The 13716-nt window shown below is 62.0% G+C and carries 9 protein-coding genes and 2 pseudogenes; 5 read left to right on the top strand and 6 right to left on the bottom strand.

Features of this window, described 5'->3' with window-relative positions; all coding sequences use genetic code 11:
• Positions 1-231 precede the first annotated feature (231 nt).
• The 3 genes and pseudogenes from G3N99_RS00315 to G3N99_RS00305 form a co-directional block, all read right to left on the bottom strand.
• Positions 232-1854: an AMP-binding protein gene (locus G3N99_RS00315; protein WP_206121291.1), complete on the bottom strand. Its 1623-nt coding sequence runs from the start codon at positions 1852-1854 to the stop codon at positions 232-234.
• A gap of 492 nt (positions 1855-2346) precedes the next feature.
• Positions 2347-2550: pseudogene (locus G3N99_RS00310) on the bottom strand (porin); the annotation flags it as partial.
• Between the two features lie 129 nt (positions 2551-2679).
• Positions 2680-5127 carry an AsmA family protein gene (locus tag G3N99_RS00305; RefSeq protein ID WP_206121290.1) on the bottom strand — a complete coding sequence of 816 codons (2448 nt, stop codon included), beginning with the start codon at positions 5125-5127 and terminating at the stop codon, positions 2680-2682.
• A 64-nt stretch (positions 5128-5191) separates the two neighbouring features.
• Between G3N99_RS00305 and G3N99_RS00300 the strand changes: the two genes are divergently transcribed.
• Positions 5192-5959, top strand: coding sequence for an alkaline phosphatase D family protein (locus G3N99_RS00300; RefSeq protein ID WP_346778447.1), 768 nt, complete (start codon positions 5192-5194; stop codon positions 5957-5959).
• A gap of 16 nt (positions 5960-5975) precedes the next feature.
• On the opposite strand, the gene G3N99_RS00295 is transcribed toward G3N99_RS00300, so the two are convergent.
• Positions 5976-6122 carry a DUF3096 domain-containing protein gene (locus G3N99_RS00295; protein ID WP_174933710.1) on the bottom strand — a complete coding sequence of 49 codons (147 nt, stop codon included), beginning with the start codon at positions 6120-6122 and terminating at the stop codon, positions 5976-5978.
• Between the two features lie 595 nt (positions 6123-6717).
• Entirely contained in the window at positions 6718-7230 is a 513-nt protein-coding gene (locus tag G3N99_RS00290; RefSeq protein ID WP_206121289.1) for a low affinity iron permease family protein, read from the bottom strand.
• A 912-nt stretch (positions 7231-8142) separates the two neighbouring features.
• Here G3N99_RS00290 and G3N99_RS00285 point away from each other — a divergent pair.
• The 4 genes and pseudogenes from G3N99_RS00285 (at position 8143) to G3N99_RS00270 (ending at position 13125) form a co-directional block, all read left to right on the top strand.
• Positions 8143-9018 (top strand): phytanoyl-CoA dioxygenase family protein, encoded by an 876-nt coding sequence (locus G3N99_RS00285; RefSeq protein WP_206121288.1) that lies wholly within the window; start codon positions 8143-8145, stop codon positions 9016-9018.
• A gap of 104 nt (positions 9019-9122) precedes the next feature.
• Positions 9123-9290, top strand: a pseudogene (locus G3N99_RS00280) (3-hydroxyacyl-CoA dehydrogenase); the annotation flags it as partial.
• A 1108-nt stretch (positions 9291-10398) separates the two neighbouring features.
• Positions 10399-11667: an aminotransferase class III-fold pyridoxal phosphate-dependent enzyme gene (locus tag G3N99_RS00275; protein ID WP_206121287.1), complete on the top strand. Its 1269-nt coding sequence runs from the start codon at positions 10399-10401 to the stop codon at positions 11665-11667.
• A 552-nt stretch (positions 11668-12219) separates the two neighbouring features.
• Entirely contained in the window at positions 12220-13125 is a 906-nt protein-coding gene (locus G3N99_RS00270) for an NAD(P)-binding domain-containing protein (RefSeq protein WP_206121286.1), read from the top strand.
• 171 nt (positions 13126-13296) lie between these two features.
• Here the strand turns inward: G3N99_RS00270 and G3N99_RS00265 are convergent, their stop codons facing one another.
• Positions 13297-13707 carry a hypothetical protein gene (locus G3N99_RS00265; protein WP_206121285.1) on the bottom strand — a complete coding sequence of 137 codons (411 nt, stop codon included), beginning with the start codon at positions 13705-13707 and terminating at the stop codon, positions 13297-13299.
• Positions 13708-13716: the final 9 nt, after the last annotated feature.

Raw genomic sequence — 13716 nt, 5'->3', positions numbered from 1 at the left:
GACGTGGTAGCGGGTGCGTCGTCCAGGATATGAGTGGAAGACGCTTTCCAGAAAGAAGCGACTGGGATGAATACAGCTGCTGTCGCTGACCTTGTGTCGCAAGCGCGCCGACGCGCCATCGCGCCAGGCGCCGGCGCGCGACGGACTTTTTCCGTCATGCCATTCGCGCGCCGGTTCGGAGACTGGCGATGCGGACCGCTCGACCTTCCCGCATCGCCTCAGTCGATCACGTCAATGGTTCGGCGCCCGCAACTCGCGCCGAAGGATCTTCCCGACGTTGCTCTTTGGCAAGCTGTCGCGAAACTCGATGCTTTTCGGGCGCTTGTAGCCCGTGAGCTGACCTTTACAGAACGCCATCAGGTCTTCGAACGTCAACTCCGGATCTTTCCTGACCACGAACAGCTTGACGGCCTCTCCGGAATGCTCGTCGGGTACGCCGATGGCCGCAACCTCGAATACTCCAGGGTGGTTGGCAACGACCTCCTCGATCTCGTTCGGGTAGACGTTGAAACCGGACACGAGGATCATGTCCTTCTTGCGGTCGACGATTCGCACGAATCCGTCCTCGGAGATCGACGCAATGTCACCCGACCTGAAGAAGCCGTCCGCAGTCATCACCTTCGCGGTCTCGTCCGGTCGCTGCCAGTAGCCCGCCATCACCTGCGGACCGCGAATGCACAGCTCTCCGGCTGCGCCGGGCGGCAACTCCTTGCCGTCGTCGTCCCGGATCGACACTTCGGTGGATGGCAACGGTAGGCCAATCGTGCCGTTGAACTCACCACCGGCCACGGGATTGATCGCGACGCAGGGTGATGTCTCGGACAGCCCGTATCCGTCGATGATCGGCGCGCCGGTCATCTCCTTCCAGCGCTTTGCGACGACTTCTTGCGTGGCCATCCCGCCGCCGTTGGCCAGCAGCAGATTGGAGAAATCGAAGCGCGAGAATTCGGGATGATGGAGCATCGCGTTGAAGAGCGTGTTGACGCCCGGAAAGCTCGTGACCTTGTATCCGGCGAGCGACTGGATCATCCCGCCGATGTCCCGCGGATTCGGCACCAGTACGCAAAGCCCACCCGTGTGCATCGTCAACAGGCAGCAAACGTTGAGCGCAAAGATGTGATAGATCGGAAGTGCCGCCACCGTGATGAACTGCGTCACGTCGGGGCGCCAGTCGCGAGCGGGTTTGAGCCAGACATCCGTCTGCAATACATTCGCGACGATGTTCCGGTGCAACAGCGTCGCGCCTTTCGACACACCGGTTGTCCCGCCCGTATATTGGAGAAAGGCGACATCGTCCGGCGACGGGGAAGCCGGTACGAAATTGGCCCGACGTCCCTCCTCGATCGCTTCGTCGAATGTGGCATGCGGGCTCGGCTTCCGTTCCGCGGCGGAAGCGTTGCCCTGTGCGGCAACCAGAACATGCTTCACCTGCGTGTGCGCAATGATTGCATCCAGCGTCGCAGTGCAGCCGTCGAGAATGACGATCGCCTCCGCGCCACTGTCATTCAGCTGATGCTGCAGCTCGCGGGGGGTATAGAGCGGGTTGACGTTGACGACAACGTAGCCGGCGCGCAGGGCGGCACAAATCGAGATCGGGTAATGCAACACATTCGGCATCATGATGGCGACGCGCGCACCACGCTCGAGCCCCCGTGATTGCAGCCACGCGGCCAGCGATCGAGACAGCTCGTCGAGCTCACCGTAGGTGATCTGCTTTCCCTCACACGCAAACGCCGGATTCGCGTGAAACTTGCTGAAGCTTTGTTCAATCAGCGCACTGATGTTTTGATACGCGCTGCAATCAATCTCTGCCGGAACTTCCGGCGGATAGGCATCAAGCCAGATCTTTTCCATACCCAATCTCCTCTGTCCCGTTTGAATAATTGCGCGACGCAAATCGCCTCGTCACGCGCGTGAACAAGCCGGGGCGCCTCGAACCACGCGAGCGTCATCCCGCTTCGCAACGATATGGCTGCGTGGTCGACCGACAGTCGGCGGCGCCGTGGATCACGTTGTCGGCCTGCAGTTGACTGGGCGACGGCCACCATCCTGTTTGTTTCGCCTCCATCGCACCCTGCTTGGCAGGCAAACTCATGCCCCCGAAACCCGACTTCCGAGTCAGGGGGCTACGCCAAAATTGGTCAATTGATATGGTCATTTGACCACACAGGGAAACTTGCGGCAACTTGGTAGTTGCACGAGGCTGCGACGCAGGATCTGTCGATGCCATACTCGAACCGAAACACGGGCCATCGATGTTGAAGTTCGTCGATGTTGCTCGTGGCTTCCGTCAAAACGCGCATCGTGCCCGTTTGTTCCGCCAATACAGGACGACACCCGTGACGCTTAGAAGCGGTGACGCAGGCCGACCGTTGCCGCAGTCTGGCTGACCTTCGAGCTCGGGAACGCGTTGATGTCGCCGTTGTAGATCGATGCCCCCAAACCGGCGCCCTTCGTACCACGCTGGTACACCATCTGAGCATAGACGTCCGTACGCTTCGACAGGAAGTAATCAGCTTGCACGCGGAACTGATTCCAGTGCGTGCTGTTGCTGATTTGGCTTCATACGCCTCGTGCCTGATCGCCCGGCCGCGCATGGCAATGTCCTGGCCTGCGCCCGCCACCGTCTCGCAGCCGGCGAGCACGGCAGTGTCGGCAACAAGAGGAGCCCCGGCTCCCTCACTCCGCATGCCCGGGTTCGGCACCAGCGGGCGCCGAAGCCGAAGAAGCCGCCGGCAGCGCGTTCGTGTACGCCGGCGCCGCCTTCGTCTTCTGCCTGACGCCCGGCGGTGGCGCCGTCGGGTGCCGCTCCATGTCGGCCAGCATCTGCCCGCACGGCAACGGGCGATTGCGGCCCGGCTGCAGCAACGCGAGCAGGCTGGCGAGCGGATTCAGCAAGCCCAGCCCGATCGCTGCCCCGCCACGCGCGATCAGTGCCCCAGGCTTGACGCCGACGTGCGGTTGCTTGAAGGATCCGGTGACATACAGCGGCGAGCGTAGAGAGATGATCCGGAAGCCCTTGGTATGGGGATGAACCGTCAGGTTCATGGTCTCGTCGCGCAGGTTCACGTTACCGTCGATCCCGATCACCGCATCCTCGGTGTCGAGCGCGAATACGCGCGAGTCGAGCACGCCATTGGTGACCACGAAGTCGGCCACGCCGCAATTGATCTTGACGTCGCGTGTGCCGAACAATTTCTCGTACACCACGTTTGCAACGTTCAGCCCGGCGGCTTCCATCAGCAACAGGCTCACCGTGCCGTCGGTCACCAATGTCTTCACTTCCCCGTTGGAAGTCGCGGCGAGTGCCGCCGGCGAATTGCCGGTGGCCGACAACGCGGCGTCACCGTTGACCTCGCCGAGCGCCGTTTGCATCACCGGGAACGTCGGGAACAGTTGCTTGAGTTTCAAATGTCGCGCCTGCAGCGTGAACCGTCCTTTGAGCGGCACGCCGCTACCGTCCAGGTGAATGTTCGAGGCAAGCGTACCGCCCGCGACACCGAAGTTCAGCGGGTTGAGCGTCAGCACACCGTCATGCATCACGACGTGGGTCGACAAGTCGGAGATCGGCAAGCTCGCGGTCTTGACGATGCGCCGCCCGGTGAATCGAACGTCGGCATCGATCTTCTTCCAGCGGTCCGTGCGGAATGCCTCGACCGGCAACGCCTTGTTCGCGGGCTGCGCGACCGCGACGCCCCGCCGCGCCTTGCTGGCATTCGTGTCGGCGCCGATGAGCGGCGCAAGATCGGAAAACTGCAGCAGCCTGGACTCCAGTGCGCCGGACAGGAGCGGCCTCGGTTCGCGCGAAACGTACACCAACGTGCCGTTGATATCGCTGCCACCGACGCGTCCCGTGAAGTTCTCGTACTTGAAGACGTTGCCGGACGCCCGGAACTGGCCGACCAGTCGGCCGTCGGTCGCATAAGGCGAGGTTTCGGGCAGCGTGATGCCCGTGACGTCATACAGCTTGGCCATGCTGGCGCCCGCAAGCCACAGCCGGAGATCGACCGCAGCCAGGTGAGCGGGATCCGTCAGCGTGCCAACGAGCGCCAGGTGCGTATCGCCAAAGCGCAAATCGGCCTGAACCGGAAACGGGCGTTGCGCACCCTGCACGTCCAGCAAGTTGCCGACCTTGCCCGTGCCGGCGACCTTGCCGTTCTTGTAGGTCCCCTTGACGGTCCAGCCAATCGTGTAAGTGCCGACGCCGGTAGATACCGCGGGCGCTGCGCCCGCCAATGCACGCGTTGTCGCCGAGGCCGCTGCGCCCGGTGCTGCAGCAGCGGGGGCGTTCGATATCGCCGCCGGGCCTGATGCAGCCGGGGCGATTGCAGTGCTCGAGGTCGTCGCTGCCGCATGTGAAGCAGCAGCCAAGGCTTGCGAAGCCGCTGCCGATGCGCGTGACGCCGCTTCGACACCCGACGCAGCCGCCACCGGTTGCGCCGAACCCGCGTGCGCCTGGGCCGCGAGCTTCTTTTGACCTGCCGACCCGACGGCCTGTGCCGATTCGCGGTGCGCCAGCGCCTCCTGCTGTTTCATCACCGCGCCGAACGGGATCGGTTGGCCAAGCGTGTCGACCACGGCGCTCAGATCGAATTGCTTCTGCTGGTCGTAGTAGCCGAGCTCGCCTTGGGCAAACGCGATCTCATGCAGGTCGAGCGTCCATCGGCGCGATTGCGCGGGCTGCTTCAGCTTGAACGTCCAGTTGGCTCGGCCGTCCTTCAGGCGTTCGAGATCGACGGACGGATTGACCAGGTCGATGGCTGGAATCACGATGCGGCGTGCCATCAGCGGCAGCGCCTCGACTTCGAAGCTGATCGCGTCCAGCGTGACGAAATCCTTCCTGCGCGCCCAATCGGGGTTGGCGATCGTGACATCGTGTGCGATGAGTCGTGGCCATGGCACCCACGCGCGCCAGCCCTGCTCGCTCACGGGCCGACGCCACCCGACCTGCAGATCGCCATTGATGGCGAACTGCCGTCCGATCGCGTCCGACACCTTGTCGTCGATCCAGGGCCGGGCTCGATTCCAGTCGAACGTCACGATGACGATCACCAGTGCGGCAATCGCCAGCGCGACGATCACGGCAAGCCACGCGGCCGCCTTGCCGACGGTGTGGCCGATGTGCATGGCTCACTCCTCGAGTTTGCTGAACGGTCTCCAGCAATTCGTGTTCCTGAATACGTTTTGAACGGTGAGGTCTGATGGTATCGACCCGGTGCATGGCGACGACGCAGCCGGCTCGCGCTACTTCGTCAAGCAAGACGTGCTGCAGCGTGACGAGGCGCGCGATACCCGGCAGCTTGGCCGCCCGCCGTCGATGCTCGGCCCGGAACAAACACGATGGTGGAAAGCCGCGATGAAGGGCTCGCCGGCAACCTGGAAGGTATGGGGCAACGAGGTGATGCTGAACCGTCTGTGGTTCCTGATGCCAGGTGCACCCAAGACACCGGCGGCCCGCCTCGTGGTCGATTGCGACGCATGGGACGGCTATCCCGCGCACAAGCACGAACTGCTCGCTTACTTGACGGAAAACGGGATCCACAACGTCGTCGCGATCACCGGAGACCTGCATGCATTTCAGTGCGGCATCGTGCGGGACGATCCCGATCCCGCGACGGGGGTGCCGGTCATCGTCGATTTCGTCTGCGCCGGCATCAGCAGCATGTCCTTCTATTCCTACCTGAAAGCCGCATGGGACGGTACACCGCTCACGTCGATCGCGGCCACGCCTGCCAGACTCGACAGCTTCCTGACGGCGAACAACCCCGATCTGTGCCGCGCCGACCACGACGCGCAAGGTTATGCGTCGGCCACCGTCACGCCGGAATACTTTTCCGTCACGTTCAACAAGGTGAAGCCGTTGAACCCTGACGGAGCCGCGCCCGCGGATGCACTGCTTGGCCGCACGCGACTGACCGTACCCAGGGATTCAGTCGAGGTACGCGTCGAACACCTCTAGATTCCGACGCGCCGCATCAGTGGAAATGTCCGCCGAAAAGCCCGAGCAATCCAATGACGATCAGGTAGATTGCGACGATGTAGTTCAGCAGGCGCGGTACCACCAGAATGAGAATGCCGGCGATCAGCGAGACCAATGGGCTCAAGTTCGTGAATGTGTGCATGGCGTTGCCCTCTTGACAATGGATCGCGAAATCGCTGGTGGAGCGCCTCTCCCGAAACACCGGAAACGATGTCGCCTGAACGTGCATTTGCCGCCCATCGACATCCGGTTGCCCGGCCGAGACAAGCGCGTGACCCGAAGCATGCCGACGACGGAACGACAGGCACCTGGCGAACGCGCTGCCCGCCGCCGCGAACCGTACTGCATCAACGTGCGCTTCGTAGCTGCACGCGCTTCTCCACACATGCGGAAGATCCTGTACCGAAGCAGGTGATGTAAACGACGGACATTCGTCGTGCAGCGTTCATTTGAAGATCGGAGCGATATTCGTTCCCGCCCCGACGCACGCAGCGTCGGTGCCTCGAATGAGTAGCCTGCGCAATACGGAACGAACGGCCGGCAAACACCGAAAAGATGCAACGCGCGATCCGCTGTGCGAACACTTCCACGCCTTCGAGCGACGGCGCTCACGCATCTCACGGCGCTTCGTCGTACAGAAGCCGCAACCCACCGCGACGCCGGGACAGAATTGACAAGCGCTTGAAAAAGCGTCCGCGGATCGCGTGCCGGTCGTTGCGCGGTCGCGCTGCCGCCCGTCACGATTCCCGCGAGTGGTCGGCCCGCTTGCGATCGCGGCCGTCGTCCTGTTTGTCGTCCCGGGCGGCCACCCGCTTCGCCAAGTCGAGGTAGGTCTGGGCCATCGCGCGCAGTTCTTCTTCCGACGCGTCCTCGATCCCGATCAGCCGGTCGCTTGCCGCGTGCGTGACGGCGACGAGTTCGTCGAGCTTCAGGTGCATCGCGACACTGTCGCGATTCTGGTTGCGCTGCAGCAGAAACACCATCAGGAACGTGATGATCGTCGTCCCGGTATTGATGACAAGCTGCCATGCATCCGAATAGTGGAACAACGGCCCGGTAACGAGCCACAGCACCGTCAGGGCCACCGCACTGCCGAACGCGATCGGCGAACCGGCCCACACGGTCACGTGCGACGCGAACCGTTCGAATGCGCGCGTGACGGGATGCCTGACCGTGACCGCCCGTGGATCGGCCGAGGTCCGGTCGTGCGTGCCCGATCGGGCGCGGGATGGATGGTTCGCTTTATGCATGGGCGCCTCGCGGAGAAGGATGTCGATCTTGGCGCACGCAATGGCACGGGGGCAGCCCCGTACGCGAGCGCTTCCGACGAGCGAGCAGCTTGCATGCCCGATCGCCTGGCCCGCGCCACACCTCTTTGCAGCAGATATCAAAGCGATACCATGATCCGCTTCGAAAAATGTCTACTCCAAGCAGTACAGGTGACATTTTTGAAATCGCGTATCGCGCTCACCGAGACTCGCGACTATTGCGCACGAGTCAAAACCGGCTTGTTCCCGATATTTGCGACGATAACGTTCCAGCCCGGCGAGTTCGAGCCCATCATCAACGACGCGTGCTCGATTCGGTACCGGAGTGGTGCACGTCCGGCAACTTGACCGCCTCCCGCTACGGCTACTCCCGGGCCGTGTGCGCGAACCCGAATGCAAGACTTAAACCGGCAAGGTTCGTCGCCGCGGGCGTGACTATTCGATCCGGGATCACGTCTCGTCACCCCGCGCCAGGCGTGACCACAACTTTCGCATCCACGCCAGAACGACCGCGCTCCGTTCATCAACCACCCCATTCGAAAGCGACGGGTTAACCATGATCGACCGTCGAAATACGCCATGTTAACTTCCTCGATCATACGACTTGGTCATTTGACCTGATTTGTCACGAATACGCCAGCTCACCGGAAACCCAGCGTATGGCTCCATGTCTGTCGCTTCTGGAAACGGGTGCTGGATCATCCGGAGGTCGCGACAACGCTGGAAGGAACGTGTGCGCTTCGTTAACTGGCGTAAAGGGAACGTATGGCAGAAAGCGAAGGCGTATGTAGTCAAATGACTCAGTCAAATATTCAACTTGATGTCTGGATCACCACCCAAGTCAGAACGTGACGTCGCTTCTGATCTAACCGTCCACACAACTTTGAGGCAAACATGAACGCAAATACTCAGACCATTCAGGACTCCCTCCCTACCGTCTCCAAGCAGACCAGCGCGCAAGAGATCGTGTCGCTCATGAATCAATACGGCGGAGTCCGGATCAAGAATTACCTGACCCAGGAGCAGGTCGCGAACATCAACCGCGAGGTCGATGTTCCGCTCGAGCGGCTTCGCGAAGGGTCGTCGCACGAAAACGAACTGATCAAGGAATTCCACGGCACCTATACCAAGCGCCTGACGAACATGGTCACGCACAGCAAGACTTTTGGCGACGTGCTGGACGACGAACTGTTTCATGAACTCGGCGAGGTGCTCTACCGTGAAGAGTCCGGCGACTGGTGGCTTTCGACCGCGCAGGTCATCGACATCGGCCCGGGCAACACGGCACAGATGCTGCATCGCGATGTCGGCAATTTCCCGCCCCTGTGCGCGCTCGGAATCAACGGGCCTACGGTGTTCACCAACCTCATGATTGCGCTGACGCGCTTCACCGAGGAAAACGGCGCCACCCGAATCATTCCGGGAAGCCAGAGCTGGGACGAGGACTACTTCGACAGCAAGGGCACGCCCGACATGACCATTGCCGCCGAGATGGACGCCGGCGACGCGTTGCTGTTCAGCGGAAAGGTGATCCACGGCGGCGGTGCGAACGTGACGAAGAACGAGCGCCGACGCGGGCTCACGATTCCGATGCAACCGTCCTACCTGACGCCGGAGGAAGCGTATCCCTTCATCGTCGACATGGACACCGTGCGACGCCTGTCGAAACGCGTTCAGCGAATCATCGGCTTCCGCTCGCAATACCCCGCTGGCACGCCGGGCCTGTGGCAAGTCGACTACGACGATATCGCAACGCACCTCGGTCTTTAAGCCAGGAACAGAGGCCTGCGTCGGTCCGGGAGGGTTGATCCCCCCCGGGATTCCGTGATGCACCTGCGCGGGCCTCGACAGCATCACCACCAGAGAGACACCCCATGAAGATCGACCTGACGAATCGCGTTGCGATCGTGACCGGTGCAAGCCCCGGTCCCGGGCGCGGGCATGCGCTGTTGCTGGCCCGGCTGGGGGCAAAGGTCGTGGTCAACGACCCGGGCAGCGACGTGCGACGAATTCGGAGTGGCGGCACGCAAACCCGAGCGCGATCCGAACAGCCACTCGGCTGACGGACAGCGCAATGCAAGCCCCCCCTCTTGCGCCATCCCGGCCATCGGCCCTCGTCGGCCCGGATCTGCGCGTATCCGATTGGCACTCCGTCGACCAGCCTTCGATCAATGCATTTGCAGGCCGCACGGCTGACCACCACTCGAATGTGGGGATTGCGTGCCTTTCGGGGGATGGCCCCCAAGAATCGACTTTCTATTGCACCTCATCCAACTCAGGAGCGTGATCATGGTGAAGCGTTTATTTGTCGCAATCTCTCTCGTTGCCGGAATCCTTCTTATATTAAGCCCGGGATTCATGGTTCTCTACCATATCGAGCACTACGACTCGAGCCAATAAGCTCCACCAGGAAAGATCGAACATGCCTGCGTAGCCTTGCACGCGGATCGTGTTGAACACGATCCGCGTCGCACACTGCTCGCCCTTCGGCGGCGGCTTTCGGTCTTGACCGGCCCGACAGTTTGCGGGTCCACGCGTCGAGGACGCGCGGGCCCGCGCGCTGCGGATGCGTTCGGCTGAGTCGATCAGTCTGCCCCTGCCATGCGCGCAACGTGCGTCTGGACACGCCCGTACGCACCACGATCTCCCGCGGCGAAGTCTTCAGGCGGAAGTGCACCGTCACCCTCCCCAGCCCGCCTCCCCACCTTGATCGCCCTGCATCCCTGCTCGAAGGTTGAGCGGGGATTTTCATTATGCGGCTCCGATGACGCCGCCGCACGGCGCGCGCCGGCGCACTGCCGCTGCCCATCTCTCCTCCCCCGCCGCGGCATACCGAGCGTTTCCTCGATCCACTGCTGTGCGGGGCTAGTGGAAAACGCCAATTTCCGTACGGTCGACATTTATGGACACTAGACTTGGTCAAATGACCAATTCGCATGAAGCGACGACAGATGCCCAAGTGCGCGACGCAGCGAGGCTGCATTCGCGACGCGAGGCTGGACGGTGTGTCGATCCAACGACGAGACGCAAGATTCCGGAAGCTGCATTCCCCCAAATTCCGGCATCCGAACACTTGGTCAAATGACTCAGTCAAAAGAATTGATATCGGGTCTGACGTTCCAGGAACGAATTTTTCACAAGGAGTCGAGCATGGACAGGCTGGCAAAGAAGAACGAGTGGTTCGCAAGAGCCGAAAAGGTCATCCCGGGCGGGATGTACGGTCACCAGAGCGTCAAGTATTTGACGGAAGATTTCCCGCTGTACTTTGCAAAAGCGAAAGGTACCCATCTCTGGGACGTCGATGGCAACAAGTACATCGACTACGTGTGTGGCTACGGCACGAATCTGTTCGGCTACGGCAACGAGCGGATCGAGCAGGCCGCCGCCCTCCAGTTGCAGAAGATCGACACAGCGACGGGCCCCAGCGAGGTGATGGTTCAGCTTGCCGAGGCGCTCACTCAACAGGTCAGCCACGCCGACTGGGCGATGTTCTGCAAGAACGGCTCGGACGCCACGTCGATGGCCATGGTGATCTCGCGCGCCTATCGCGAGAAGCGCAAGATTCTCGTTGCGCGCGGTACGTACCATGGGGCGTCCCCGTGGAACGTGCCCTATACGACGGGGATTACCAAGGAAGACCGGGCTCACATCGTCTACTTCGAGTACAACGATATCGAGAGCCTCAATGCCGCCGTCAAGAGCGTCGACGGTGACGTAGCGGCCATCTACGCTACGCCGTTCCGGCACGAAGTGCTCTACGACCAGTTTTTCCCGTCGATCGAATACGCGAAGGAGTGCCGTCGCCTCGCGGACGAGCAGGAAGCACTTCTGGTCGTCGACGAGGTCCGCACGGGGCTGCGCCTGTCGCGTGACTGTTCATGGTCGGACTGGGGCGTGCACCCGGACCTCAGCTGCTGGGGCAAGGCCATCGGCGGCGGCTATGCGATCGCTGCGGTGCTCGGTTCGGACAAGGCGCGAGAGGCTGCGACGAACGTTTTCGTCACGGGCTCCTACTGGCTCTCGGCGGTGCCGATGGCCGCGGCGATCGAAACGCTGCGCCTGGTACGAGAAACGGACTACCTCGAACATACCAAGCGGTTGGCGGACAAGCTGCGCGCCGGCATCGCGGAACAAGCCGAGCGGCATGGCTTCGAACTCAAGCAGACCGGGCCGAGCGTCATGCCGCAGATGCTTTTCGCGGGTGACGACGAACTCGTGTCGCGCGGCCGGGCGTGGGCTTCGGAAGTCATCAAGAATGGCGCCTATCTCCACCCGTGGCACAACATGTTCTTCACGGCGAGCCACACCGACGACGACATCGCACGTACGCTCGAGGCGACCGAAGCGGCATTTGGCGCGATCAAGCAGAAGGCGATTGCAGTGAGCCGCCTGGATATCCTGGACACCGTGCAGCGTTAATGCCGGATGCGCTTGATCGGCGCGGTTTTTCGCGCCAGATCTGGAGCGCGCTTGACAGCATTTCGGATCCAGCCGGATCCGACCAGGGCACCAGCTGAAAAGCGAATTCGGCTGGTGCTGCTTCTTCGAGAGAGGAGCCAGGATAACCATCGTTGGCAGGTCATTCAAGGGCCATGCCTCGATGATCGTCGTGGCTTCATCCAGCGTCTCGAACTCATGCAGGTTAAAGCATTCGTCGCGGATTGATCCGTCGTTGCCCGACGTCGATGGATGGCACTTCTCGCGTGAAACCATCCAGGATCTACCGCATCCGCCAACGCGGGCGAACCACGCTTCATCGACGCCGAGTCGACCGATGCGATGTGGAAGACCGACTACGGCAGGGTGCTGATCGAGCGCATCCCGACGCGGCTGCCGGGCAAGCAGGCAGGGCAACGACCGGTTCCTGCCACATGCGATCGGTGGCGGTTGACGGCGGGCACCCCTGTTCCTCGCTGTGCAAAGCGAGTCCTCTTCTGAAGTTTCGTATACCCGATTCGAAGGAGTTTTGTGATGGCAAATACCGTAACGGCGCAGGCAATATCCGTCATTGGTCTCGGCGCAATGGGAGCGGCCCTGGCCAAGGCATTGCTTGCCGCCAATCATCGCGTCACCGTCTGGAACCGCACGGCAAGCAAGTCCGCGGCGCTTGGCGAGGTTGGCGCCCAGGTCGCACACTCAGCCGCGGAGGCGATCGATGCGAGTCAGGTCGTGATCGTTTGCGTACTCGACTATGGCGCGTCCGACTCGTTGCTGCGCACGCCGGACGTCGCGGCCCGTCTCAAAGGCAAAACGATCATCCAGCTCACGACGGGCACACCGGAGGACGCGCGAGATGCTGCGGAATGGGCCAAGCAACACGGCGTGGCTTACCTGGACGGCACCATCGGCTGCTACCCCAAGGATATCGGCACGCCGGACGGTTCGATTCTGTATGCCGGCTCGCGTTCGACCTTCGAAGCCCTGCGACCTACCCTGGCGAAGCTGAGTGGACATGCGTTGTTCGTTGGAGAGCGATTCGAGAATGCCGCCATTCTCGATGGCGCAGTGGTAGGTTCGTTCTCCCTGGGGGCCGCGCTCGGGTTTCTCTACGGCGCCGCCGTGTGTGACGCCGAAGGCATCTCCCTCGACACCTACTTGTCACTTGCCTTGGCGCGTCGTCCCTTCGTCGAGGATACGCTTCAGACGTGCGTACAGATGATCAAGAAAGGGAATTACTCAGGGTCGCAGGCCACCCTCGACAGCTGGGCCGCGGGTATCGGACAGCTGGTGGCGTTCAGCCAGGAAAGTGGCACGGACAGCAGCTACCCGCAAGAAGTCCTGGCGCGACTCCAGCAGGCCATCGCCAAGGGACACGGTCAACATGAGCTGGCCGCCGTGTTTGAATGTTTCAGGAAGCCGCTCGCGGACCGGGGTTAGAGACAACCCGGCCCGTGTCCCGTTCCGCTCTCAACAGACCCGTATTCACGTCGTCTGTTGACGCCAGCGGAACAGGAAACGTCAGCATCGCGATCGGACGAGCGAAGGCAGAACGGGGGCCGAGCAAAGGCGAGCGCGCGCAACTCATCTCGATAGCGCGTTCTCGCTCGATCACGGCTGTGCTGGCTTCGTGTGCACGCATCGTGCGGCGACGCCCACGACGCGCCGGACCGCGCGCTTGGGCAACTGCTCGAGTTCGTGCTGAAACCTCAGCTCCGCGCCGGGTACGGTACCGAGCTCGATCGCGGCCCGTCCGGTTCTTCGAGGTCGCAAGTTGATCGCCGCGTCAGTCGCAGCACGAATCGATCGCGGCCGGCTTGTCATGCCTGCATGAGAGAGAAACGGCGGTACCGTTACGCAGCCAAAGGGCTGCAGACCTGACACCGGAAACAGAACCTCCACCGACAGCAGGCCAAATTCTCCCCACGCTGCCCGTACGAGCGCGGCGTGGGTGGCAAGATATTGCTCGCGATCAAATGACACACCCTCCACGGCGGGATAGCTCACGATTGAAGTAGCCATCTCCGTTTT

Source organism: Burkholderia sp. Ac-20392 (assembly GCF_017104585.1).
Taxonomy (GTDB): Bacteria; Pseudomonadota; Gammaproteobacteria; order Burkholderiales; family Burkholderiaceae; genus Burkholderia; species Burkholderia lata.
The sequence above is the reverse complement of the archived record's forward strand: the minus strand, read 5'-3'. Positions and strand labels throughout refer to the sequence as shown.